Annotated in this window: 30 protein-coding genes, 1 pseudogene and 1 other annotated feature; of the genes and pseudogenes, 7 read left to right on the forward strand and 24 right to left on the reverse strand. The window is 30.6% G+C overall.

The annotated features are described in order from the left end of the window. Positions 1-191 precede the first annotated feature (191 nt). The 4 genes from ACFWM3_RS14555 to ACFWM3_RS14570 form a co-directional block, all read right to left on the reverse strand. Positions 192-1,667: an MDR family MFS transporter gene (locus ACFWM3_RS14555; RefSeq protein ID WP_390311819.1), complete on the reverse strand. Its 1,476-nt coding sequence runs from the start codon at positions 1,665-1,667 to the stop codon at positions 192-194. Between the two features lie 373 nt (positions 1,668-2,040). Continuing rightward, the gene (locus tag ACFWM3_RS14560; protein ID WP_056466188.1) at positions 2,041-2,289 is read right to left on the reverse strand and encodes a DUF3243 domain-containing protein; all 249 of its coding nucleotides are present in this window, start codon (positions 2,287-2,289) and stop codon (positions 2,041-2,043) included. A 153-nt stretch (positions 2,290-2,442) separates the two neighbouring features. Next, the gene (locus ACFWM3_RS14565) at positions 2,443-3,306 is read right to left on the reverse strand and encodes a DegV family protein (RefSeq protein WP_390311820.1); all 864 of its coding nucleotides are present in this window, start codon (positions 3,304-3,306) and stop codon (positions 2,443-2,445) included. Positions 3,307-3,483: 177 nt separating this feature from the next. Further along, the gene (locus ACFWM3_RS14570; protein WP_390311821.1) at positions 3,484-4,146 is read right to left on the reverse strand and encodes a DUF6944 family repetitive protein; all 663 of its coding nucleotides are present in this window, start codon (positions 4,144-4,146) and stop codon (positions 3,484-3,486) included. Between the two features lie 107 nt (positions 4,147-4,253). Further along, positions 4,254-4,517 (forward strand) — a binding site (T-box leader). Between the two features lie 77 nt (positions 4,518-4,594). On the opposite strand from ACFWM3_RS14570, the gene lysS reads away from it, so the two are divergent. Beyond that, the gene (lysS, locus tag ACFWM3_RS14575) at positions 4,595-6,163 is read left to right on the forward strand and encodes a lysine--tRNA ligase (protein ID WP_390311822.1); all 1,569 of its coding nucleotides are present in this window, start codon (positions 4,595-4,597) and stop codon (positions 6,161-6,163) included. Positions 6,164-6,230: 67 nt separating this feature from the next. On the opposite strand, the gene ACFWM3_RS14580 is transcribed toward lysS, so the two are convergent. Beyond that, positions 6,231-6,383, reverse strand: coding sequence for a hypothetical protein (locus ACFWM3_RS14580; protein WP_165347078.1), 153 nt, complete (start codon positions 6,381-6,383; stop codon positions 6,231-6,233). A gap of 147 nt (positions 6,384-6,530) precedes the next feature. Between ACFWM3_RS14580 and ACFWM3_RS14585 the strand changes: the two genes are divergently transcribed. Then, entirely contained in the window at positions 6,531-7,040 is a 510-nt protein-coding gene (locus ACFWM3_RS14585; protein WP_056466201.1) for a hypothetical protein, read from the forward strand. A gap of 645 nt (positions 7,041-7,685) precedes the next feature. Here ACFWM3_RS14585 and ACFWM3_RS14590 read toward each other — a convergent pair. From ACFWM3_RS14590 to ACFWM3_RS14625, 8 genes and pseudogenes are all read right to left on the reverse strand, one after another. After that, complete coding sequence (locus ACFWM3_RS14590) at positions 7,686-8,303, reverse strand: rhomboid family intramembrane serine protease (RefSeq protein ID WP_056466203.1); 618 nt, start codon at positions 8,301-8,303, stop codon at positions 7,686-7,688. 155 nt (positions 8,304-8,458) lie between these two features. Further along, complete coding sequence (locus ACFWM3_RS14595; protein WP_390311823.1) at positions 8,459-9,394, reverse strand: serine hydrolase domain-containing protein; 936 nt, start codon at positions 9,392-9,394, stop codon at positions 8,459-8,461. 187 nt (positions 9,395-9,581) lie between these two features. Further along, positions 9,582-10,199 carry an NUDIX hydrolase gene (locus ACFWM3_RS14600; RefSeq protein ID WP_390311919.1) on the reverse strand — a complete coding sequence of 206 codons (618 nt, stop codon included), beginning with the start codon at positions 10,197-10,199 and terminating at the stop codon, positions 9,582-9,584. A gap of 299 nt (positions 10,200-10,498) precedes the next feature. Continuing rightward, positions 10,499-11,263: an exodeoxyribonuclease III gene (locus ACFWM3_RS14605; protein ID WP_056466212.1), complete on the reverse strand. Its 765-nt coding sequence runs from the start codon at positions 11,261-11,263 to the stop codon at positions 10,499-10,501. 75 nt (positions 11,264-11,338) lie between these two features. Next, entirely contained in the window at positions 11,339-12,100 is a 762-nt protein-coding gene (locus ACFWM3_RS14610) for a recombinase zinc beta ribbon domain-containing protein (RefSeq protein WP_390311920.1), read from the reverse strand. Then, positions 12,101-12,382: pseudogene (locus ACFWM3_RS14615) on the reverse strand (recombinase family protein); the annotation flags it as partial. Positions 12,383-12,394: 12 nt separating this feature from the next. After that, a complete protein-coding gene (locus tag ACFWM3_RS14620; protein ID WP_390311824.1) occupies positions 12,395-13,000 on the reverse strand; it encodes a recombinase family protein in 606 nt (201 codons plus the stop codon). A gap of 145 nt (positions 13,001-13,145) precedes the next feature. Beyond that, positions 13,146-13,400: a hypothetical protein gene (locus ACFWM3_RS14625; protein ID WP_390311825.1), complete on the reverse strand. Its 255-nt coding sequence runs from the start codon at positions 13,398-13,400 to the stop codon at positions 13,146-13,148. Positions 13,401-13,726: 326 nt separating this feature from the next. Between ACFWM3_RS14625 and ACFWM3_RS14630 the strand changes: the two genes are divergently transcribed. Beyond that, positions 13,727-13,942 carry a helix-turn-helix domain-containing protein gene (locus tag ACFWM3_RS14630; RefSeq protein ID WP_390311826.1) on the forward strand — a complete coding sequence of 72 codons (216 nt, stop codon included), beginning with the start codon at positions 13,727-13,729 and terminating at the stop codon, positions 13,940-13,942. Positions 13,943-14,393: 451 nt separating this feature from the next. On the opposite strand, the gene ACFWM3_RS14635 is transcribed toward ACFWM3_RS14630, so the two are convergent. Next, complete coding sequence (locus tag ACFWM3_RS14635) at positions 14,394-16,280, reverse strand: TIR domain-containing protein (protein ID WP_390311827.1); 1,887 nt, start codon at positions 16,278-16,280, stop codon at positions 14,394-14,396. 349 nt (positions 16,281-16,629) lie between these two features. On the opposite strand from ACFWM3_RS14635, the gene ACFWM3_RS14640 reads away from it, so the two are divergent. After that, positions 16,630-16,887, forward strand: a complete 258-nt coding sequence (locus ACFWM3_RS14640; RefSeq protein ID WP_390311828.1) for a hypothetical protein — start codon at positions 16,630-16,632, stop codon at positions 16,885-16,887. Positions 16,888-16,923: 36 nt separating this feature from the next. Here the strand turns inward: ACFWM3_RS14640 and ACFWM3_RS14645 are convergent, their stop codons facing one another. The 9 genes from ACFWM3_RS14645 to ACFWM3_RS14685 all read right to left on the reverse strand — a co-directional run bounded on the left by ACFWM3_RS14645 (position 16,924) and on the right by ACFWM3_RS14685 (position 20,703). Further along, positions 16,924-17,691: a CPBP family glutamic-type intramembrane protease gene (locus tag ACFWM3_RS14645; protein WP_390311829.1), complete on the reverse strand. Its 768-nt coding sequence runs from the start codon at positions 17,689-17,691 to the stop codon at positions 16,924-16,926. 105 nt (positions 17,692-17,796) lie between these two features. Beyond that, entirely contained in the window at positions 17,797-18,054 is a 258-nt protein-coding gene (locus ACFWM3_RS14650; protein ID WP_390311830.1) for a hypothetical protein, read from the reverse strand. Between the two features lie 18 nt (positions 18,055-18,072). Further along, a complete protein-coding gene (locus ACFWM3_RS14655) occupies positions 18,073-18,240 on the reverse strand; it encodes a hypothetical protein (RefSeq protein WP_390311831.1) in 168 nt (55 codons plus the stop codon). Continuing rightward, positions 18,237-18,437 (reverse strand): hypothetical protein, encoded by a 201-nt coding sequence (locus ACFWM3_RS14660; protein WP_390311832.1) that lies wholly within the window; start codon positions 18,435-18,437, stop codon positions 18,237-18,239. Before ACFWM3_RS14660 ends, ACFWM3_RS14655 begins: the two co-directional genes overlap by 4 nt. Then, a complete protein-coding gene (locus ACFWM3_RS14665; RefSeq protein ID WP_390311833.1) occupies positions 18,430-19,713 on the reverse strand; it encodes an FtsK/SpoIIIE domain-containing protein in 1,284 nt (427 codons plus the stop codon). The genes ACFWM3_RS14660 and ACFWM3_RS14665 overlap by 8 nt, the downstream gene beginning before the upstream one ends. A 152-nt stretch (positions 19,714-19,865) precedes the next feature. Next, on the reverse strand, positions 19,866-20,171 hold the full coding sequence (locus ACFWM3_RS14670; RefSeq protein WP_390311834.1) for a hypothetical protein: 306 nt from the start codon (positions 20,169-20,171) through the stop codon (positions 19,866-19,868). Further along, positions 20,168-20,374: a hypothetical protein gene (locus ACFWM3_RS14675; RefSeq protein ID WP_390311835.1), complete on the reverse strand. Its 207-nt coding sequence runs from the start codon at positions 20,372-20,374 to the stop codon at positions 20,168-20,170. Before ACFWM3_RS14675 ends, ACFWM3_RS14670 begins: the two co-directional genes overlap by 4 nt. Beyond that, positions 20,374-20,541 carry a hypothetical protein gene (locus tag ACFWM3_RS14680; protein WP_390311836.1) on the reverse strand — a complete coding sequence of 56 codons (168 nt, stop codon included), beginning with the start codon at positions 20,539-20,541 and terminating at the stop codon, positions 20,374-20,376. Before ACFWM3_RS14680 ends, ACFWM3_RS14675 begins: the two co-directional genes overlap by 1 nt. Before the next feature lie 36 nt (positions 20,542-20,577). Further along, a complete protein-coding gene (locus tag ACFWM3_RS14685) occupies positions 20,578-20,703 on the reverse strand; it encodes a hypothetical protein (protein WP_390311837.1) in 126 nt (41 codons plus the stop codon). A 171-nt stretch (positions 20,704-20,874) separates the two neighbouring features. On the opposite strand from ACFWM3_RS14685, the gene ACFWM3_RS14690 reads away from it, so the two are divergent. The 3 genes from ACFWM3_RS14690 to ACFWM3_RS14700 are packed head-to-tail and all read left to right on the forward strand — an operon-like array spanning position 20,875 to position 21,580. Continuing rightward, the gene (locus ACFWM3_RS14690) at positions 20,875-21,072 is read left to right on the forward strand and encodes a helix-turn-helix domain-containing protein (protein WP_390311838.1); all 198 of its coding nucleotides are present in this window, start codon (positions 20,875-20,877) and stop codon (positions 21,070-21,072) included. Positions 21,073-21,100: 28 nt separating this feature from the next. After that, the gene (locus ACFWM3_RS14695) at positions 21,101-21,238 is read left to right on the forward strand and encodes a hypothetical protein (protein ID WP_390311839.1); all 138 of its coding nucleotides are present in this window, start codon (positions 21,101-21,103) and stop codon (positions 21,236-21,238) included. Between the two features lie 9 nt (positions 21,239-21,247). Continuing rightward, a complete protein-coding gene (locus tag ACFWM3_RS14700) occupies positions 21,248-21,580 on the forward strand; it encodes a restriction endonuclease (RefSeq protein ID WP_390311840.1) in 333 nt (110 codons plus the stop codon). A 168-nt stretch (positions 21,581-21,748) separates the two neighbouring features. Here the strand turns inward: ACFWM3_RS14700 and ACFWM3_RS14705 are convergent, their stop codons facing one another. After that, the gene (locus ACFWM3_RS14705; protein WP_390311841.1) at positions 21,749-22,087 is read right to left on the reverse strand and encodes a hypothetical protein; all 339 of its coding nucleotides are present in this window, start codon (positions 22,085-22,087) and stop codon (positions 21,749-21,751) included. Positions 22,088-22,177 lie beyond the last annotated feature (90 nt).

Here is a 22,177-nt window from a genome sequence, read left to right on the forward strand (position 1 = left end):
AACTATATTCGAGCCTTAATTATACATAACTAACCTTACATAATAAGGACATTTTTATTACAATTCAATTAGTTTTATAACATTTTTCTTAAAATTATAGAAATTATTAAAATTTTTTCGATACTATTTAAATTATAATCAATAATGACAAAAAAAGAAGCCAATTTTGAATTTGGCTTCTTTTATATATATTAATGTCCTACCATCATTGAAGATTTTGACTCGTCAAGATCTGCTTTTGAGGCATCTGTATTTTGCATTTTTGGTTTACGTAAGATAATAGCTAACAACGCTCCTACTAATGCGATTCCTGCTGCTAGTAAGAAAGTATCACCAAATGCTGATATCATAGCATTTAATGGATTTGTTGTTTTTGCCATATAATCCTTTGTACTTGAAGTTAAAAATCCAGCCATACCTGCTACTGCAAATGATACCATTACTTGCTGTGCAGCTGCAGTTAAAGGAGTAACACGACTTACTAAATGTCTTGGTGCAGATTGTAATACATGTGTATTAATCGGCATCATTGATAATCCCATTCCAGCCCCCATCATAGCAAGTGTTAACATAATAAATGTATCTGATGAGTCTACTGAGATTTTAGAGAAAATGAATAGTGCAGATGTGATAATTGTTAAACCAACTAACGCCATCGGTCTAGCACCAACTTTATCATACATTTTACCACCGATTGGCATCATTAAAGCCGATGCTAATGCTTGAGGTAACATAATTAAGCCCGTTTCAAACGCCCCATATTGTTTAACTGTTTGTAAAAATAATGGAACAATTAGGAAAGAACCAAATAAAGCAATTTGCATTATCCATGTAATTAAAATGCTTCTAACAAAATCAGATGATTTAAATACTCGTAACTCAAGTAAAGGTTGCTTTTGGCGAAGTTCAACAAAGATGAAAAGTAATAATGCTACTCCACCAACAATTAAGCCTGTTAATGTTCCTTTTGAAGTCCAGCTTGTTGAACTTTGACTAACACCGTATGCTAACATTGAAAAAGCAATTGGAGCAATTATAATTCCTAAGCCATCTAAAGCAGGAACTGATTTTGTTTCGAAATTAGGTAAGAATTTAGCGCCAATTATCATTGCAATAATACCGATTGGTAAATTAATTAGGAAGATCCAATGCCAAGTAGAATACTCTACAAACCATCCTGAAATAACTGGACCTAATGCAGGTGCAAGTAACATTGGAATTCCAAGCATCCCCATAATTGACCCGATTTTTTCTGGTGGAGCTAATCTAAAGATAATCGCCATACCGATTGGTGCAACCATTCCTCCACCAACCCCTTGAATTACACGGAATAAAATTAATTGTTCAGGTGTTTGTGCAACTGAACAAAGCACAGAGCCGATTGTGAAAAACAAAATCGTAAATAAGAAAATTCTTTTTGCACCAAATCGATCAGACATCCATCCTGCAAGTGGTATTACAGCTGATAATGCTAATGTATATCCTGTAATCGTCCACTGCATTTTTGTTAAATCAGATTTAAAATATTCGGTAATGCCCGGTAATGCTACGTTTACTACCGTACTATCTAAAATAACCATGATCATACCTACGATTACTGCCATCATTGGACCAATAATCGTTTTTACGCTAAACGGCGTTTCAGCCGAATTTTGCTGATTATTCATATATTATCCCCATTCTTCTATATATTTTTTAAAAGCTGTATTGAAATTCGTTCAAATATTCTATTCTATTTATTAGTGCAAAAATCCATTTTATGATAAAAATGAAATTTGAACAGAAAGTCTATCATACAAAAAAACAAATAAAATGTAAATAGTAATTGTCCTTATTCCAAAAACAGTACTCACAATAAGTACAGTATATGTGAATTATATGTCCATTTCAAGTTTAATTTTTATTATTTTTATTGAATTTTTTGTAAACCCATTTTGTTTTCTACAACCAGAAAGTTTTTAAATTACTTTAAATTAAACAAATAAAAAATAGCCCTTATGATTCTATTCACAGGGCTATTTTTTAATCACTTTATTTTAATTATTTATTTTTAACATACTTCATCATTAGATGTGCAATTGTATGTTGCTCTTGTTCATCTGCGACTTCCCAAAGGTCTTTTAAAATTTGTTCTTCTGCATTTTTTGGTTCAACTTCATTTGCTAAGTAATTTCCTAAGCGATATGCCATTTCAGAAATAGCACCTTCACCAACACCTTTTTCACCTGTTGCATCTAAACGATCACCTAAAAAATCTTTCCATTGATCCCAGTTATCTAAAATTGACATCGTTTTCACCTCATAAAATTAGTTGTTGAAGATTACATAAATACTATTTGCATTTTTTGAAGTAATTATGTACGAATTATTATCCGGGTAATATTATCAGAAAATTAAAAAAAGAGCTGATTTCATTTTGTGAAATTAGCTCTTTTATTCATTTTATTTTTTATTTTCGTTCATAAAAAATATGGCTAAAGTACCAGGTCCTGCATGAGCACCTATAGCAGACCCAATTGAATTAATGACAAATTCCTTACATCCAAATGTCTCTGCCAAAGCATTTTTAATTTCGATTGCTTTATCTAGATCGTCACCGTGAGAAATACCAATTAATTGAGTTGATAAATTTGTCCCACGAGATTCCATAATTTCAAGAATTCTTTTTATCAATTTTTTAGAACCTCTTATTTTTTCAAGTGGAATTAACTTTCCATCTTCAACGTGTAATATAGGTTTAATATTTAATAAATTGCCTACAAAACCAGCCACTTTACTCAAGCGACCTCCACGCACCAAATATTGAAGGTCATCTACTGTAAAAATATGTTCAATATGTTGAATGCTATGTATTATCTTATTAACAACCTCTTCTTTTGTAGCTCCATTCATCGCAAGTTTTGCAGCATTAACAGCTATTAGCCCTTGTCCGATTGATGCACTTTTTGTATCAAATATCTCTAAATCAAAATCAGGAAATTCCTCGTCAAACTCATTTTTTACCATTACTGCTGATTGATATGTACCTGAAAGTTCAGAAGAAAAAGCAATATAAATACATGGTATATTTTCCTTTGCATATTTAACAAAAGTATTATAAATATACTCATACGAAGGAAGAGACGTTTTAAATACTTTTCCATTACGCATTTCATTAAATAACGTCTTTGAATCCAATGTTAAACCATCAAAATATTCTTTTTCATCTTCTGAATAAACTCGTAATGGAATGACATCAATATTATATTGTTCAATAATATCTTTTGGTAAATCTGCCGCACTATCAGTAATTATTTTTAAATTCATCTAATCATACCTCTATTTCAAAAAATTAGTTTATTCTATTTAAATTGATAAACTCTATTTTCTCACAAAATGCTTTACAAAAAAAACAAAATGTTTTAATTTAATTTTAATAATAATATTTGCCATTAACAAATTTATACCTTCTTTTTTTCGTATTCTTCACAAAAAATTAGTAATTTACCATTCGAACTTTTTATTTGGATAATAGCCATATCGATATTCTAACTGTTCTTTTTCATATTCGCTTCTTTTATTGCGCAGTGCATAAATAATTAAAATTGCTCCGAATACTTGCACCCAGCTACCAACAAGTAATAAATCTTCACCTAAAATAATTTTATCACGTAGTAATGCCGCATTTGCAATGCCGTCTATTAACGCGCCTAAACCGATTAATTGATTGCCATAAGCCTCAATTTTATCTAGTTGCGTCCCCTCGCTATATGCTGCAGTTGTTTCAATTTGAGCACCAATTGATTGAATGACACCTCCGAGAGCGTTTAATCTAAAACCTTCTCTTTCCATTCCTTCAATTTCTAAATGTGTTGCAAATGTATTTGTACCATTTCCAATTGCTTGAATCCAAGCACCAATCATCATCATTAATTCAAATTCTATTTCTTTTTCATTTTCTTCTTTTGCTCTCTTATATAATTTTTCTCTTCCAATAGCTTGAATGGAGTTCCCAAATGCTTCGATTGCATTACCTTTAGCGAATAAACTTCTACCAAAGTTTTCACTTATGATTTTTGTACTTGAAATACCAACAGCCGCCGTTGATGTACCAAATAATAAAAAATAAGCACCGATTAGGGGTAAATCATCAACTATATCCCTCAATTTGGCACCTCCATTCAAACAGTATTTAAATTAGTTTATTCAACTTTTGATTTAATTGACAATTAATATTGTTTTGATTAATATAATAACAATTAATATTTCGAAATTTAAAAGCTATGAAGAGAAAAGTAGTAAAGCTAAAATTATTTACAGAGAGCTCCTGAATGCTGAAAAAGGAGTAATAATCAACTTTATGAAAAAAGACTTGGAGCTTCGTATGGAACTAAAGTTCACTTTAGAGATGGTACGACGGGTTCTCCCGTTATAGAGATAGGGTATAAGCATTCGTGCCGTACCTAAATAAGGTTGGTATGGTAACATATCAATAAACTGGGGTGGTACCACGAAGTTAACAAACTCTCGTCCTCAAGATGATTAAATCTTGGGGGTGGGAGTTTTTTTATTTGTAATTAAAAGGTTAAAAAACAAATAATTTCGAGGTGAAAACATGCATTGGGCATATAAAATCGCAAATCAATTAATTGAAAAATATCCAAATAAAGAAACTTATGTATGTGCATCTGGCATAAGCCCATCTGGGTCGGTTCATATTGGAAATTTTCGTGAGATCATTACAACTTATTTTGTTGTAAAAGCTTTAAATAATTTAGGTAAAAAAACAAGATTTATCTTTTCTTGGGATGATTTTGATCGTTTTAGGAAGGTCCCGAATAATATCGATCCAACTTTTCATCATTTTATTGGTAAAGCCTATTCAAATATCCCTGACCCTTTTGGTTGTCACTCAACATTCGCTGAACACTTTGAAAAGGAATTTGAACATTCCTTATCTGAACTAGGAATTGAAGTTGAGTTTATTTATCAAAGTCAAGAATACAAATCAGGTAGATACAATGTTGACATTATACACGCTCTTGAAAAAAGAAAAGAAATTTATGATATTTTAATTAAGTTCAAAACAAATGTTCCAAATGAACGAGAACGTAATGATTTTTACCCGATTACTCTATATTGTGAAAGCTGCGAAAAAGATGATACTACAATTACCCGTTACAATGAGGAACTAAAAATTTTAGATTATCAATGTAAATGTGGATTTTCAAATCAATTATCAGTAGAAGTTGCAAACAAAATTAAATTAAACTGGAAAATTGATTGGGCTATGAGATGGATGAAAGAAGACGTTGTATTTGAACCTGGTGGAAGAGATCATTCATCTGAAACAGGAAGTTACAATGTTTCAAAAGAAATTGCTAAGGCCATATTTGACTATGACGCACCTCATTATACACCATATGAGTTTATTGGAATAAAGGGTCAAAATCAAAAAATGTCTAGCTCCTCTGGAAATTTAATAACCCCAGCTGAGTTATTACAAATCTATTTACCAGAAGTTATTCTCTTTATGTTTGCTAAATATAAACCAACTGCAGCATTTAATATTGGTCTAGATGAAGATGTGATTAAAAACTATTCAGAATTTGAACGGTATCAATCAAATTATATTGACCAATCTTTACAAGATCTAGATATTTGTCAATCGGTCGAATTTGCACATTTTGGCATAATTAATAAAAAACATCCAAAGTTTAATCATGTTGCTAGCATACTACCACTCGTTAATTACAATGTAGATCTATTACAAGACATATTTGTTCATAATGGAGAAAACTACTCAGCAAAAGAAATAGAGAAAATTAGTCAGATGGCTGAATACTGGATTAAAAATTACTATCCACAAAAAAATATCATTGTAAACGACAAACAAGCTATTGAGTTTTATCATTCTTTAACTGAAGAACAGCAATATTGGTTGAAAAATTTATGTGACTATCTATTAAATAACAAGCACCAAGATCAAACTGAATTAATGACAGAATTATATTCGATTTGTTATCATGACGAAAAAAAAGTGATGAAAGCAAACCAAAAAACTTTTTTCACAATGATCTATCAGCTCGTTTTAAATAGAACAAGTGGACCACCTATTCCATTGTTGTTTCAAGCAGTGAATAAAATTCAACTAATCAACTTATTAAACTTCAACGAAGGTTAATATATAAGGTAGTAAAAATAAAAATGGACTCAGGTATATACAATCTGAGTCCCATTTTAATAAATTATTATTGAATGCGATTTTTAAATGCTTCTTCTGTCACAATATAATCTTCTTCTCGATCTTCATGTTTACGGTCTTCAGGAGCGACTAGTGATCCTTTTGGATGAGTTGGTTCATGACCTTTTTTCTTATGATTAAAGCTTTTACCTCTTGCCATTATAAAAACCTCCTTAGTTAAATCATCATTAATAATATGAGTATTTCAACTTTAACTTATAGATGGTAGATTATTACAAGGAAGAATTTTATTAAGCTGTTTTTGATGATATGATAATAAAAAGGACTTAATAAGTTGAGGTAAATGATGAAAAAAGAAATTGCAATCAGTATTTCAAATCAGATTAAAAATTGGATGGTTTCAAATAATTCTTTATTTAATATTGAGGAAATACCAACAACTTTAAATACGTTACAAAATTTCCAACAATGGACAAACGGTAAACCTATTGTTTTTGCCTTTCATTTAAGTAAAGTAGAAGAAGAAAGCTATTATTTACTATTAATCGACTGGCATCGCAATGAAAATTTTTATTTAGTCATATATGTTGAAAATAAATCTACAACCGCTGCAGAAATAAGAGAAATTCGTGAGCAAGATGGACAATTATTTTTAGTTTGGAAATACAATCCATTAAAACGGGATGGTAAAAACGCTGAACGAAAAGCTTATTTTAAACAAGTATTTGGTTCACTTCAAGTAGAAATACCAATTCCGAGTACTTCTGTTGAAGTTGAACGATTTTTTAATGATCTCTACAAATTATGTCGAAACCGTCAAACAGCTGACCGAATTATCGATCTATATGATTTTTAAATTAAAATTTTGATTTTTGAACTAAAAAATGAGGTTGTCTAATTAGACAACCTTTAGGAAACTTATTCAACTCGGATTTCAGTACTTTATAAAGAAAAAGCCCCTGATTTCCAAAATTGATAGATAGAGTCCCTAACTTCCTGTTCCTCTACAACTTGAGAATCCTTTTAAAATTTTCCGTCCAGATACATATAATCTAAATATTGTTCAGTTGCCCCTTCTTTCATATGTAAGATTATATCGTCCACTAGTCATTTAAAACTCTTGTTTCACTAACTCTAATTTTTTCTTTCTTTCATTAATGATGCGAAAAGTATAGATCAAGCTAAATACAATTAATAAGATTACTACTACTGCTATAAAAAAATATAAATTCTTCATCTCTATTCCCTTTGTATTGGCTGATGATTTTGAAGTATTTTTATTAATTATACATATGAGGTTAATCTTTGTAACTTGGTGGAATTTGCACTTTTTATTTTGGAACCCAGACAATCTCAACGTCAAAAAAATGGAAATTAAGTATAACTAACGTTCATTCTCAACCGAAAGATAACCAAAACAAACCTAGTCCAATTTGAACTAGGTTTGTTTTGAAAATATTATATCGTTATAACAAAATTATTTTTTTCTCTTATATGTACTCTAAACATTAACGGAGTTTTGAAACCTAGCACCTTTTTTTAATAAAAGAGGAGTTATCATAAAACCGATAATCATACCTGCCAGGTGACCAGTCAAACTTGTCGACGGGATAATTAACGAAGATAGTAATCCAATTCCTAAAAATGTTATGACAAACTTACGATCATCTGAAAAGAGCATCTTTTTTCTAAATAATGTAATAAACAAATACATTCCTAAAAAAGCATAGCCAACACCTGATGCACCTGTCTCAACTGTATTAGGTGTATAGTTAAAATTAATAATAAGGCCTGTAAGAATAACCGATAATAAATAAAATAGTAAAAATTTAACTGAACCTAACGCTCTTTCTAATGGTCTTCCTAAAATAATCATAAAGGTCATATTCATAAAAAAATGAGCGTAGCTTCCGTGCATAAATGCATAAGTAAAAAGTCTCCATATTTCACCTTGTTTTACTAGTTCGTGCTCATACCCACCTAAATTGATGATATTTTCGATTGTATATCCACCTAAAAATGTCGTAATGATCGCTAATATAGTACATAAACCAACCATAATAGTTGTGATTGGATATTTCCTAATAAACGTTTTGAAGTCTTCTGTCACCAAAAACATCAATCTTCATCCCTTCTTGGAGCTATTATCAAGTTGTTATTTATATTTTCTATTACTTAATTCGACATTTTTCTGTAAATTCCTATTCTCAAATTAAAAAAACATACAAAATTTAGAGAATAGAAATTACAGGATAAAGGTTTGATATTTCGGCCCTATTCATTTGTTAATATTAAAGGAAGGTATTTTTGAATGATTTTTAATGGGGTAGAAGTATTAATATATTTTGCACTTGTAAAAACTGCTACTAATTGATTTTTTGGCGAAATAATGATAAATTGCCCTCCATAACCCATGGCAAAATAAATCGTTGAATCAAGTTCCATTAACTCTTTATTTTCAAGCACCCACCAATGGTATGCATATGAACCAACATGCGGATATGTATGGTACTTCGCTTTTGTTGATTTTTCAATCCACTCACTTGAAATAATTTGTCTATTATTCCATTTTCCTTTTTGCATCATTAAAATCCCAAGCTTTAGTAGATCATCTGTCGTTAAACTTAAACCAAATCCACCAATATTTATTCCTTTTGAATCTTCATGCCAAATAAACTCTTTTATTCCTAACGGATCAAATAACATACTTTTTGCGAAAGAAGATAGTTTTTCATTTGTTACCAACTGAATAATTGCACTTAGTACTTGTGATGCTCCAGAATCATAAATCATTTTTTCACCTGGATTATTAACCATTTCTTTTTCAAGTACATATTGTATCCAGTCTTTACTATTAATCATTGGAAATGGACGCCCACCCCATTCGCCCCACTCTTGCCAATCATATCCAGGTGTCATTGTTAGCAAATGTTCGATCGTAATTTCTCGTTTTTTCTCTTCGATATTTGGAAAGTATTTAGAAATTGGTACATCTACACTTTCTATAAATCCTTTATCTATTGCAATTCCTATTAACATCGATAAAACACTTTTCGTAACGGAATTAATTTTGAATAATTTTGTTTCGCTTTTTAAATTTTTATAAAAATGATATTTAATTTCTCCATTTTGATAAATAAGGCAAGTAGAAATGCGTTCTTTTGTTAATTCATTTTCGAATTTTACATAATTCATAGAATTTGTTTTCAAATCATTTCTCCTTTAAAGTTGATTTATTAATTTCCTTCTATTTTAATCATTAATTCTAAATATGTATATTTTTCATAACTTCAATTCAATTTTATAAACTTAATACCCTTTAAAACAAAATCGAGCTGCGATCGCAACTCTGAAATGATTTATTTAATATCTTTTATATTTTCTTTTTAATTGATCTTTAATCAAAACATGTTTCTTTTTTAGGATTTTGATAATATTCAAACATTAATTCTAATTGAGCAGCAGTATTTCGATTGAGGGAAAGGTCTGGTAAGTACTCTTGATCAAAGAAACCAATATCACTTGTTTCTGTTCCAATAGAGGCATTACCCCCAACAATTTCACATTGTATAAATAATTTGTAGTAGTGATATGAATGTGGTGGATGGTCATGCTTTGTCATGTCTAAAACTGCTAGTAGTTTCTTCACTTTAACTTCATAGCCTGATTCTTCATAAATTTCTTTAACTACATTTTCCGAAGCTGATAATCCAACGTCACAAAAACCACCTGGTAAAGACCATTTATTTTCTAGCTTTTCTTTTACTAATAATATTTTGTCATTTTTAAATACGACACCTCTAACATCAAGCTTTGGTGTTGGATACCCCCGTTCATTACGAAACAATCCCTCGATTTCTTCAATTTGTAATTCTGAATAATGATTTAAAATATCAGCACTTATATGTCTTAGTTCTTCATACCTTTCTTTATCAAAAACATCTTTCGTAAAGGTCAATCCTGCTTGAGAAATTGCTTGGATTCTCTGTGCCCATTCTAGCCATTTTATACTAATAGGAATCCACTTCCTTTTCTACTAATAGGTAGTCTTATTAACAATCTATACTTTGTCCTAACTTTAGTTTACGCATAATTGCTTCTCTTTGACTTACTAAATGCCTATATAAAAAAAGAAAGCTCTAAAACCTTAGAGCTTTCAGACTGCCCGCCAAACGTTCGCTTTCTTCGTTGCTTCTACTGTTAAGCGGTGCTCATTACCGCAAAGTGTAACTCCGCTCCTCACCAGGCTTCGCGCCTCGAAAGGCAAGCACTTGCAATCAGTCTGAAAATCAAATTTTTGTACTTTGTCTATATTTAAATGATCGAATCTTCCATCGTTAAAACAACGGGACAATGGTCACTACCCATAATGTGGGAGTGAATTTCTGAATTTATTAGCTCATTTTGAAGTCTATTTGAAATAATAAAATAATCAATACGCCATCCAATATTTCGTTCACGGACTTTTGCCATATAAGACCACCAACTATATGAACCTTCTTTAGTTGGATTTAAAAATCGAAAGCTGTCAGTAAAGCCACTTTCTAATATTGCTGTCATTTTACCACGTTCTTCTTCCGTAAAGCCAGAATTCGTACGATTTGATTTTGGATTTGCCAAATCGATTTCATTATGTGCGACATTTAAGTCCCCGCATAAAATGACAGGTTTTTGTTCATCGAGCTTATTTAAGTAGTTTTTAAAATCATCTTCCCATTTTAATCTTATTGGTAATCTGGCTAAATCTCGCTGAGAATTAGGCGTATAAACATTTACCATATAAAATTTCTCGAATTCTAAGGTTAATACCCTTCCTTCTTGATCTTCTTCTTTACCGTTAAATCCAAAACTTACATTTAAAGGTTTATGTTTCGTAAAAATTGCAGTACCTGAATAACCCTTTCGTACTGCAGAATGCCAAAATTGATAATAACCCGCTAATTCCAACGTTATTTGATCTTCTTGGCACTTCGTTTCTTGTATACAAAATAGATCCGCTTTTTGTTCATTAAAATAATCTAAAAATCCCTTTTGCACACATGCTCTTATTCCGTTTACATTCCAAGATATTAATTTCATACTTTTTTCTCCAATTTACGTTTAGGTTTCGGTTTAGGTTTTACTAATGATGATCGATAAAAAAGCAATACTTAATTACATCTGGTCTAATACGCTTTTATATTCATCTGATGCTGACTTAAATTTATCTAGGAGATCAGTTAATGTATCTTTAACTGTAGCTTGACCTGGTAAAATTTTATCAAAATTGAATTCAATTTTTAAATCCTCATTGTCAATCGTAATACTTTCAACAAACAATAATATTTCTTCAATACTGAATACTTTTTGGGTAGACGACTTATTTATGTTATGAATTGTTTCATTTAATTTATTTATCTCAGCTTTAATCTTTACAACATCATATGAGTGTAAATCCGTTTCAAGTTTACTGCGTTCATCCTCAAGTTGTTCAATCTTTCTTGATATAGCCTTTTTAACCTGTTCTGACGATTCTATAAGTTGTTGGATAAGTGTATCCACAATAGCCTCTATCTCCGTTATACGAGTTCGTAAAGCCTGTTTATTATAATCTACTCGATTCAACTTGTCCTCTAATAGACTAATAGAGTAACCAATCCATTTAATTAAATCAGTTTTCTTACTATTAAGTATTTCATGCAGCTTTCCATCACAATATGGCTTAATGAACGATTCTAAACGTGATAACATAATTGATTTATTCTGACATGTTCCAAGTCTTCTACGTTGTCCACAAGCGTAAAACACGTATCTACGTCCATTCTTGCTAAGACTACTCTTGATGTATCCTTTACCACAGTGACCACACACTAATTTTTTACTAAAAATATTCTTTGAGTTGTTTTTACCTCTACCGTTTACGGATCTACTATCCATAATCTCCTGAGCAGAATTAAAAATCTCTGTTGTAATGATGGCCGGTAAGATACCTTCGTGGTAAATCATTTCATCAACATCTTTAACTTTACGTTTCCTCTGCTCTTTTGTGACATCACCTTTACTGGACATTTGCAAATAGGCATTCCCAGTGTATTTAATTTGACGTATCATTGAGACGATTGCATCTGCTGTCCATCTTTTGCCACTTGAATTAGGTATTCCATCATTATTCAAAAGAGTAGCTATCTGTCTACTGCCTAATCCATGATTTATATAAGAATCGAATACTCGCTATACTACATTTGCTTCTGTGTTTACTATTGATATTTGCTTAGTAACTGCATCATACGAATAGCCATATAATCGTTTACCTGTTAAGTGAAGCTTACCTTCTGCAGCTCGTTGACGTAATCCGAATCGTATCTTGCTGCTTCGATCAACTGATTCGTTCTCTGTAAAATTGAGAAACATCTGTAGTAAGAATCTATAATTCTCACTCTGAGTATTTATATCCACATTCTGAAAGTAGACGTAAACACCCTTTTCCCTTAATGAATCAACTACATCTATTACTCTTGTACTTCTGCTAAATCGACTTACATCCTTACAGATTACCAGTGAATGCTTCGGTTTTCTGTTAGATGGAATATATCGAGTACTAATATCATCTGTGATTATGTCAATACCAGAATCATAGAGCATCTGTTGAAACCCTGTACGCTTAATCATATTAGTTCCACTTACTTCATCAACATACATATTGACTAAGTTATATCCTCTATCTCTACAGTATTCTGTGTAATACTTTTGTTGGTTTTCTAATGAATTAAGTTGATCATCTGAGCTAGTAGATACCCTTGTATATATAGCAACCTTCATTTTTTCTGTTTCGCCCATACTTATATCACCTCATTAAAAAGCATAATAAAGTTATTTTATCATGATTTTCGATTATCCTGCATATATTAATAAATTACACAATAAAACCATCTACTTTTTAAATTAGCAGATGGTTTCTACTATTAATATATTACTCTAAAAATTATTCTTCTTCCTCTACAGTTACTTCTTCAAAATCATTAGTGTTATGTATTTTTGCTTTTAGTACTGTACCGTCTTCAAGTGTAAACGTTAGTTCAGGGATAGCAGTTGTTAATTGTGCTAATTTTTGTAAACCAACTTCGATTTCACTCTTTCTATTATCACAAACAACCTCAAATGATATATCACATTTAAACTCAGTTCCTACATAGAATTTTCTTTCACTTAATTTTGCTTCTACATTAACCTTTGTCATCCAAATCTCTCCCTTTAATTAATTATTTTTTCTAATAAAGTAACATTAGTTTCTTCCTTTATTTCCTAGCATAGAAATTTCTATATAACTTAGTTGCCGATTTCTGATGTTGATAATTAGAAATTCCTTGTAGTAGCATTTTCTTTTGATCACTATTTAAAAATAACCAATCTCCCACAAGGATTATCAATTTACACCTCCAACTGACTACATTCCGTTGTCTTGTATTTATAATAACCCGACTATATTCCGTTGTCAATTTAAATTACTACACTTTGTAGTCAAAAATTTATATAATGAATTTAATTAAGAAATGAGGCGATAATGTGACACTTAGAGTCAAATCAAATTTAAAATCAATTTTAGATCAAAGAGGTATATCAATTAGAAAGTTATCTGAAGATAGTGGAATTCCATTTGAAACGTTGAGAAGGCTTTATAACGACGACACGAAGCAATATCAAAGGGATACAATCGGAAGAGTATGTGAAGTATTAAATGTAGAAGTTGGTGAGTTATTAGTATTGGTAAATATTGAGTAATTATTGAAAGTCGTTATGATTTATGTAGAGATAAAATGGTGTTCATTCTATAGGACGACCTCTTTCTTGATTTGATAAAAATTATCTATAGTTGAAGATGAGACTGAGCGTATATTAGAGATAATAGATAAAATAGACTCAATTGATAATTTACCAACAGAAGAGGCAAATTATTCCTTTTTACAAAACAAGATTTATTTTGCCAAAAGCAATAGTTCAAAAGAATATAAAGAACGAAATAATCTTGATAAGAATATAAAGATAACTTTGAAAATCGAATGGAAATAAAATGAGTGATTTATCGGAAAAGTTAGCCATTTAAATATCAGAGCGCTTAAAGAATTAAAGAAGCTCTAATTGAAATCGCTGCTTTACACCCCCACCTAAAAAATGGTGGCAAATTTAGAAGAAAAATAAGCATGGAGCAAGCCATGCTTATTTATAAAGTCAATTAAATTTTATTCATATCAATATCTAATCCTGCTAATTTCATTTCCTTTCCGGCTTTATATCTCCATGCACCCTCAGAATCTAGAGGGATATATAAAACCCCACTAAAATCTGAAGGTATTTCAACGTCGTCTTTTCTCAATACAACAACCTTATTTCTTCCTAATTTGCCAAGAAAATAACCTAATTCAAGCATGACGTTCTGGCGCGCCCGAGGTTTTGCCCCTTCCATATCACCTTTTTTAAAACCTACATCGTCTGGCGTGAATAAAACAATAGCAAATTTGACATCAGAATATTCTTCTATCTTTTCGATAACCGTTCTGCTTCCACTACCCTGTTCATTTAAAATGATAGCTTCTAGACCCTGTTTTTCTACAAAGCGAGCTACTGTTTGTTTTACTTCATTATCGTGACCATGTACAATGAAAACTTTAGATGAAACTTTTTTTAGTGGCTTTAGAACACGACTAAAAGGTTCAGGATTTGGGTGTTCGAGTGTAGATACCACTTTATGAGCAAGACTATTCGGGAGATTTTGATTAATATCATTAGTAGCATTATTATAATTTGTAGAAACAGGATAAATGTTTACTCGTTCCAGTAAATACTCTAAATATTCACGAACATGCTCTAGTTCCCCTTTCAAAGCGTAAATTGCATCAAGTGGATCACCAAAATTGTAATTGTATTCAGGATATAGTTGATTAAATTCTTCTGCTATAATGTCATTGTCGAACATATAAAGTAATACATCGTAGGTTAATTTTTTCCATTTCTCTAACCCAGCTTTTATTATTTTGAGATCTAAGTCTGAAACTACTGTAGAATCTAGTTTATGCTTAAATGGCTCAAGCTTTTCTATTTGAGTAAGAATTCTATCTTTGGCTTCCAATTTCTGTATAATTAAAGCTGTACGTTTATTTCTCTCTATTCCCATTATCTCCGTACCCCTAACATTATCAACTTTGTGAGATGTGTCCCTCTTATTATCGCTCTTTATTGGCTCACGACTAGGACTAACAGTTCGTATACTATTAGATTCTATAAAATGATTTTCGTCTAAAAATTGCTTAGCTATATCATTAGAAGAAACAGGATAATCATCTAATTGTTTATGTAATTTATCTAAGTAAGCATTAAGCAAGTCTAACTCTTCATTATGCCAAGAAATTTCATATTCAAAATAAGTAGATGCAATAATCATTGAAGAGTTTTTAGGTTCAACTCGCATAAATTCTTTAACGATTTTTTCATCATCAAACATATAAAGTAATACTTCGTATGTATGCTTTCTCCATTTTTTAAGACCTTCTGTAACTTGTTTAAAGGCTTCCCTCGTAATTATATGAAGCTTAAAATTTTGTAGTTTTGATTTTTGTGCAAGAATTTTATCCTTAGCCTCATTTGTAGAAATTTTTAATGATGTACTTTTACCTCTATCAATTCCCACCATTGATATCCCTAACTTATGTATATTATCTATTTCTTTTGCTTCATTATTATGACCAGGTATAGATACAGGAAAATATGCTAACCGTTCAAGTAACCTATTTAAATATTCTGTTACTTCATTAAAAGTTTGAACTACTGCTTCTCGTGTAAAAATTAGATTTATATTGCTCGCTTTTTCTCTTTGTTTAGGGATAGCCTTTATAAATTCCCTAGCAACACTTTCATCATCAAATATTTCCTTTAATAATTTATATGTACGGTTTTCCCATCCATTTAGTTTATTTGTAATATTCCTTAACCTATATATGTCTGGATGTAATTCAATCCGTACGAATGAACCAGCTATATGTTTTAGTTCATTTAATTGAGTTTGAATTTTACCCGTGGCTTCCTCATTAGTTATGGTTAATTGTGCATTGTTCTTTATTTCCATTTAATAGTACCCCTAACTTTAATATCTATTTTCCCTAAAATATGACAGAATTTAACCAATGATTTTTTCTTCTTTTTTGTTTAATTTTTTCTTAAATATAAATAACAATAATCAATAACGCCCGACAAAATGGGTATAGCAAATTTCTTTGACTAATAAAACATTTTCAGTATAGATAGTACAACACTCTTTTAATCTTTTATTCTATCTAAATAAAAATTTCCAATTAATTGGATTTTATCATAAATTTTATATTGGAAATGGTCTTTTAACATTTTTTTTGAAAAATTTCCAAATCAGTAATTATGCATATGATATTAAAAATTAAATAATGTTTGGTAGGTGATCTATGAAAGAGCAAACCTTTGACGAGCGTTTAGAAGAAAGCATTGAAGAATATCGTAATCAAGCTGATGAGAAGAAAGATAATACTAAAAAACGTAGAAATAAAGAACAAACACTTGAAGACAAAATAAATGATACTGTAGATGCAGCGAGAGGTAAATTTGAGTTAAGCAAAGTAAAAAGAGAAAAACGGAAAAACGGTGAGCTTACACTTAATGAAAAAATTGATTTAACTATAGAATACTTACGTAAAGACGATTAAGACTCCTATAATCTAGGAGTCTTTAAATTTGTATCATTAGCTATTTTTTGATTTGCGTTTATCAAATGGAATTTTAATTATTTGCCAAAACATTACTATTATTCCTACTGAAGTTAAAAATACAAGTACTATTTCATGGTATTGGGTATGCAATGTTAAAGAGAAAAAATCAAATAAAAAATGTTCTATTATTAATGGAAGTATACTTTTATAATACAACATAAAATAAAAACTAGGTATTGCTCCGATCATTAGTGGTATTCCTGCAGTTAATTTATAATTAAAAATATGCAAATGCCCGAAAATAAAAGATGCCAAGATTATAGCAATAAATATCCTAGTGTTATTTGAAAATTGTACAAGTAATAGAAAGAAAGAAATAAATACTAGAAGTTTTAAAAATTCTTCACCCACTGCTACAAAGGGTAACGTAGTTAGCATTTTAAAATAAACTTTATCTGTAAGAATCAACTCACTAATGCCTTGTGGATCGCTAATATTAAAATAACTCATTATTTTAACTGAAATCACCGAGAACACTGCACTTATCATGAATAATATAATTGATATCTTCATAAGTTTATGAAACTTATACTTTTTAACATTAAAAAACGTACCAATGTCCCTATACCCTATTATTAAACATACAAAGGTTAATACAATAGGAGAATAAATATTTGTATTTATTGCAATAATCATACTTGGAATTAATAGAAAAAATAGCGTTGCTTTAACAATTGGAAAACGAGTATAATTTGGATTGTACTTAAGTCGATCAAATAGTCGATAGATTGCGATATTCAAATTGTTTACACTTCCTTTATATTTAGTTTGTACATTTATATATAATTAGACGAAAAAGTATGATTATTTAAATCAAGTTTCTTTTTAATGACTCCTCTATCCCCCCTATACTTTTTTCAACTTTAACCCATCTAAATGTTCGACTAATGGTTTATTTAAGCTGATATACCGCTGACCAGAAATCCAACCATAATCATAATGAACTAAAGTTTCACCTCCACATGATATTTTTAACTGTACTATCTTAGTATCTGCAACACCTGTTTTCTTTTGTTTGTTAAGTTTAGCTACAAATGAATAAACACCGAATCGGCCGTTGATAGTGACAGGATCTTTCTTTACGATTTCTGATTGATAGTTCATAATGACCCTCCTAAACTACTAAATATCTTCAATTACATAAACCTCACATACTACACCATGTTCACCTGCTAAGTTTTCAAATAATATCTTGCGTGAATTTAATGTTGTATAAATTCTAAGAACAATTTTCTTTTTATTTTTAATATAAAATAGTTCGTTCGATTTACCGTATAACTCCATTTTCATTCTATTACGAACCATACTTTGTTTACGATCAATCTCAATACAATAAAGTGTATCTGCTTTAAATATTGCATCTGGAATGATTTGTTTCTTAATAAATGATGATCTATTTGAATACCTTTTTTCATTGGATTAGTACCAACATAAGAAGCACCGTTTTTAGATAAATAATAAACATGTTCATTAGTCCATTTAGTCACTGATAATTATTCCATCTCGACTAGGCTTTTCAGTAGCCTTTGAGCGTTTCTTATTCCTCCTAGACTGTGAATTCCTTGAAGCTGCCTTCTTGTTGCGAATTTCAGTGTTTTCAGACTTTGAAGTATCTGTTCTATACGTTCTTCGTTTTTCTTCTTCATAACCTTTTAAAACCTCCCATACCGTACTATCAGAAATATACGGTATTTGTAGTTCTGTCTTTTTATCAGTTTTCATAATTGCCCGGCCGGATAATTTATAAGGTAATTTTTCTAACCCTTTTTCATCAATTACAACATCACTTGCAACTGCAGTTGTTAATCTTAAACCTATACGACAATCAGCATTTTGTTTAATTTGTCTCGGTAATGTGTCACCTGTAGGATATTGAGTAGCAAAGATCAATCTATAACCTACTGCACGACCTAAACGAGCAATTGAACTTAACATATCTTGACAAGCTAAAAGGATTTTCCTTGTTTCTCCATCCCCTTTAGGTGCTAACTCTTCTGCTTCATCCACAATAATAAACTTTCTTTTTCTATTTAAATCTTTAACGTTTGTCACATAACCATTTCTTTTAAGTTCTTTAATTGAATTAAACATATCATCTACGATATCTTTCAATAAAAGTACAGCTTTAACGTAATTACCTGCAATTGCTTTGACTTGCTTAACATTTTGATACCGACCAATTTCCAATTTTTCTTTTAGATCAATAATGTAAAATTCAACATCATCTGGATTCTGCAGTATTAATTGAGTGAACATTAATTTAAGTAATACCGTTTTGCCGTAACCAGTACCACCACCAATGACAATATGAGGAATTGATTCAAAATCATGATAAACGTCTTCAGTAAGTGATTTACCAATAAACACTTCATAAGAGTTAGATTTTAGTACGTTTTTATGCCATTTGTATTTTTTAATCAATTCATTATGAAAAACTTTTATTTCTAATTGATAATTCGAAAAATCAATTACAACCGGTTTGTTTAAACCTTCTGATAATATTTCCTGAAATTGAATGATTAGTTTTGATGGGATTCCTAGAGGTAGTCTATAAAAGAAAGATATATGATTGTCTTTTGGTACAGACTTTTTAAATGTAGGATATTTTATGATGTCTTTTTCTTTAACACAAACATTCGCTATTTCAAATAATCTTTTAATTGTTTTCTTATCATATGCTCTCGGTTTTATCACACCAACAGAAGCACCCAGGCCAACAACGATAGATGCAGAAACAATAGAAGAAAATAAAATAATAATCACTCCTTAATATCCTATAAAGGATAGCTACTATGAAAACGAATAGATAAAATAGAAGATAAATGTTGATATAACACTGTTGTTTATAATCGTGATAGCTATTCACCCAATAGCATTAAAATCGAATAGGAAAAACGAATAGAAAAACTTATCGATCACAAAAGGATATTTACAACTTTAACGAATACATAGATGCCAGTAGACACGACACAAACTGGAAAAGCATACTTGATATATCTTGATCGAAAGATGCGAATTTTTTCAGCGTAATCTGTATCTTGTAAATAATGTTCAGCTATTAAGACAACTAGACCTATACCAAGCATAGTAACCAGAAAAGTAGTCGGTTCATTAGGTATAAAAGCTGCTTCCGGAAGTAATCTCATGTCTTGTTTTACTACTTTATGTTGTTTCCAAGATCCATTCATAAAATCACGAAATGGAATTGTTTCTGCTTTCATAGTTCATCACCATACTTTCTTATTTCGCTTTTGTCATATCCTTGTTTGATTAACCACTTTTCAACTGCATAAAATGAGCTGGAATTATAAACATCCTCTGATTCTTCATTGCTTAAATAACCTAAATCTTCATTATGATCCATAAAAACCATTTTCACTTTATTCATGTAATCCATTGTTTCTTTTAGATGATCTACATTCATCAGAATTCCTCGCTCTCAATCAAAGCGTTTTTACCTGCATAACGATTTGGTCTAAGTCGAATTGTTCCATCCCACTGGACAAAAGGTTTAAACATTACTTCTAATTGATCCCAATGCGTTTCGTATTCTTCAAATTGATCCTGCTGAATTAGTTTAGTTACTTTCATAAATCCCTCATAAGATGGATCATCATATACTTCATGTCATTGCATATGGTGCTGAATTGCTCTCTCTTCATCCTCATCTTTAGCATGATTAAAGTATCTTTCTAAAGCTGAAGAACTGTATAAATAAGGTGTTTGATATAAAGCTCCGTAATACATTCTCATCCCTTCACTCCTCTCATTTTGTAAAGACGCTTGCGAAGTCTTGAGTGAATTCGTTTTTGTTGTCGTTTGCTAAATCTTATGTAGGCATTTGTCTAATATTGCAAGTACCATTTTATTTTTTTAACAGGACAATCAGTTTTGATATAGAAAGTTATTTATTAGGTGATGAAAATGAGGAATAAATTAAGAATGATCCTTGCCGAAAGGAAAATTAAAAAAGGTGAATTTGCTAAGGATGTAGGTATTACACATGCAACATTAACGTTAATTCTTAAGGAAGAAAGAACCCCTACATTACAAGTAGCAATGAAGATTGCACAAGAATTAGAATTAAATGTAGAAGATATATGGTATTTTGGCGAGGAGTAAGGGAATACTCTTACCGAGGTGAATAATTATGCCAATATCAGTAATTGTAACAGTATTAGGATTCCTTATATTTGGTGTTGTTGTTATACACATAAACAATAGATATTTAGATCAAATAAAGAAAAAAGAATGGAATCAACTTAAGGTTTATAAAGAGAAACAATAATTATATCAAATGAACCATAGAGATTTTGAGTATTATGTGGCTGCCTTCCTTCAAATAACAAGAGATTTTAAAACCCAGGTTACCCAAGCAAGTAAAGATGGCGGGAAAGATATTATCGCTTATGACGGAAAAGAAAAGATTTATATAGAAGTGAAACACTGGCAAGGAAAGGTAGGAAGACCTGCTATACAGAAGTTAGAAGGTGCAATGAGTGCTGATCGTATCAAGCGTGGTTACTTCATCACTTCATCAGGTTTTACAAAAGATGCCCTCGCATACGCAAATAAAACAAATATTACATTAATAGATGGAAATGAATTGATTAGACAAATGCACTCATAAAGAGCTCACTTCGGTGGGCTATTTTTTATTCGTTGAAAATCCCATATATGTTCCTACAAAAAATACCATCACTTCCTTATTCGAATAAATATTAAAAACACTCAATTTAAAAGTTGAGGATATTTGGAGTATAGAAGAATAAAAATAGCCCCTGTCATTGACAAGGGCTTAGTTTTTCTTAGTCAGTTCGTGTAATCTAATAATATACCTTAAGTTCTCTTGTTCGTTTCGCAATGAATACATTCTTGGCCGTAACGAGTTTAAAAACTTCTCATGTTTTAATACTTCTATTCTAATTTCCTTAGTATGATTCGCAAGTTGTGCATTTCTAATTTGTTCATTTTTACCATCAATCGATCCATTAACAATTAGTTCTGATTCCAAATTAAATAATTTCATTTTCCAATCTAATAACTCATTCGTAAAGTAATAATACTCCTCTTCTACTCTTTTTAATTCTCTATTTACTTCCAGAAGTCTTTTGGTGATAGTCTCGAAGGTGTTCATACCTGGGACTTCCCTCCATTCTTGGACAAGCACCTGATAGCGGCTGAAGCACTATCAGTGTATGCCCTGAATATAGGAAAATTGCCTGTA

Origin of the sequence: Gottfriedia sp. NPDC058432 (assembly GCF_042721555.1) — a bacterium.
Taxonomy (GTDB): domain Bacteria; phylum Bacillota; class Bacilli; order Bacillales; family Bacillaceae_G; genus Gottfriedia.

Bases quoted from the DNA above. Each gene is read 5' to 3' on its own strand.
- ACFWM3_RS14555 (WP_390311819.1), bottom strand. From the start codon at position 1,667: ATGAATAATCAGCAAAATTCGGCTGAAACGCCGTTTAGCGTAAAAACG.
- ACFWM3_RS14560 (WP_056466188.1), bottom strand. From the start codon at position 2,289: ATGTCAATTTTAGATAACTGGGATCAATGGAAAGATTTTTTAGGTGAT.
- ACFWM3_RS14565 (WP_390311820.1), bottom strand. From the start codon at position 3,306: ATGAATTTAAAAATAATTACTGATAGTGCGGCAGATTTACCAAAAGAT.
- lysS (WP_390311822.1), top strand. From the start codon at position 4,595: ATGCATTGGGCATATAAAATCGCAAATCAATTAATTGAAAAATATCCA.
- ACFWM3_RS14580 (WP_165347078.1), bottom strand. From the start codon at position 6,383: ATGGCAAGAGGTAAAAGCTTTAATCATAAGAAAAAAGGTCATGAACCA.
- ACFWM3_RS14585 (WP_056466201.1), top strand. From the start codon at position 6,531: ATGAAAAAAGAAATTGCAATCAGTATTTCAAATCAGATTAAAAATTGG.
- ACFWM3_RS14590 (WP_056466203.1), bottom strand. From the start codon at position 8,303: ATGTTTTTGGTGACAGAAGACTTCAAAACGTTTATTAGGAAATATCCA.
- ACFWM3_RS14605 (WP_056466212.1), bottom strand. From the start codon at position 11,263: ATGAAATTAATATCTTGGAATGTAAACGGAATAAGAGCATGTGTGCAA.
- ACFWM3_RS14610 (WP_390311920.1), bottom strand. From the start codon at position 12,100: ATGGATAGTAGATCCGTAAACGGTAGAGGTAAAAACAACTCAAAGAAT.
- ACFWM3_RS14620 (WP_390311824.1), bottom strand. From the start codon at position 13,000: ATGGGCGAAACAGAAAAAATGAAGGTTGCTATATATACAAGGGTATCT.
- ACFWM3_RS14625 (WP_390311825.1), bottom strand. From the start codon at position 13,400: ATGACAAAGGTTAATGTAGAAGCAAAATTAAGTGAAAGAAAATTCTAT.
- ACFWM3_RS14635 (WP_390311827.1), bottom strand. From the start codon at position 16,280: ATGGAAATAAAGAACAATGCACAATTAACCATAACTAATGAGGAAGCC.
- ACFWM3_RS14640 (WP_390311828.1), top strand. From the start codon at position 16,630: ATGAAAGAGCAAACCTTTGACGAGCGTTTAGAAGAAAGCATTGAAGAA.
- ACFWM3_RS14650 (WP_390311830.1), bottom strand. From the start codon at position 18,054: ATGAACTATCAATCAGAAATCGTAAAGAAAGATCCTGTCACTATCAAC.
- ACFWM3_RS14655 (WP_390311831.1), bottom strand. From the start codon at position 18,240: ATGAAAATGGAGTTATACGGTAAATCGAACGAACTATTTTATATTAAA.
- ACFWM3_RS14670 (WP_390311834.1), bottom strand. From the start codon at position 20,171: ATGAAAGCAGAAACAATTCCATTTCGTGATTTTATGAATGGATCTTGG.
- ACFWM3_RS14675 (WP_390311835.1), bottom strand. From the start codon at position 20,374: ATGAATGTAGATCATCTAAAAGAAACAATGGATTACATGAATAAAGTG.
- ACFWM3_RS14680 (WP_390311836.1), bottom strand. From the start codon at position 20,541: ATGAAAGTAACTAAACTAATTCAGCAGGATCAATTTGAAGAATACGAA.
- ACFWM3_RS14685 (WP_390311837.1), bottom strand. From the start codon at position 20,703: ATGAGAATGTATTACGGAGCTTTATATCAAACACCTTATTTATACAGT.
- ACFWM3_RS14690 (WP_390311838.1), top strand. From the start codon at position 20,875: ATGAGGAATAAATTAAGAATGATCCTTGCCGAAAGGAAAATTAAAAAA.
- ACFWM3_RS14695 (WP_390311839.1), top strand. From the start codon at position 21,101: ATGCCAATATCAGTAATTGTAACAGTATTAGGATTCCTTATATTTGGT.
- ACFWM3_RS14700 (WP_390311840.1), top strand. From the start codon at position 21,248: ATGAACCATAGAGATTTTGAGTATTATGTGGCTGCCTTCCTTCAAATA.
- ACFWM3_RS14705 (WP_390311841.1), bottom strand. From the start codon at position 22,087: ATGAACACCTTCGAGACTATCACCAAAAGACTTCTGGAAGTAAATAGA.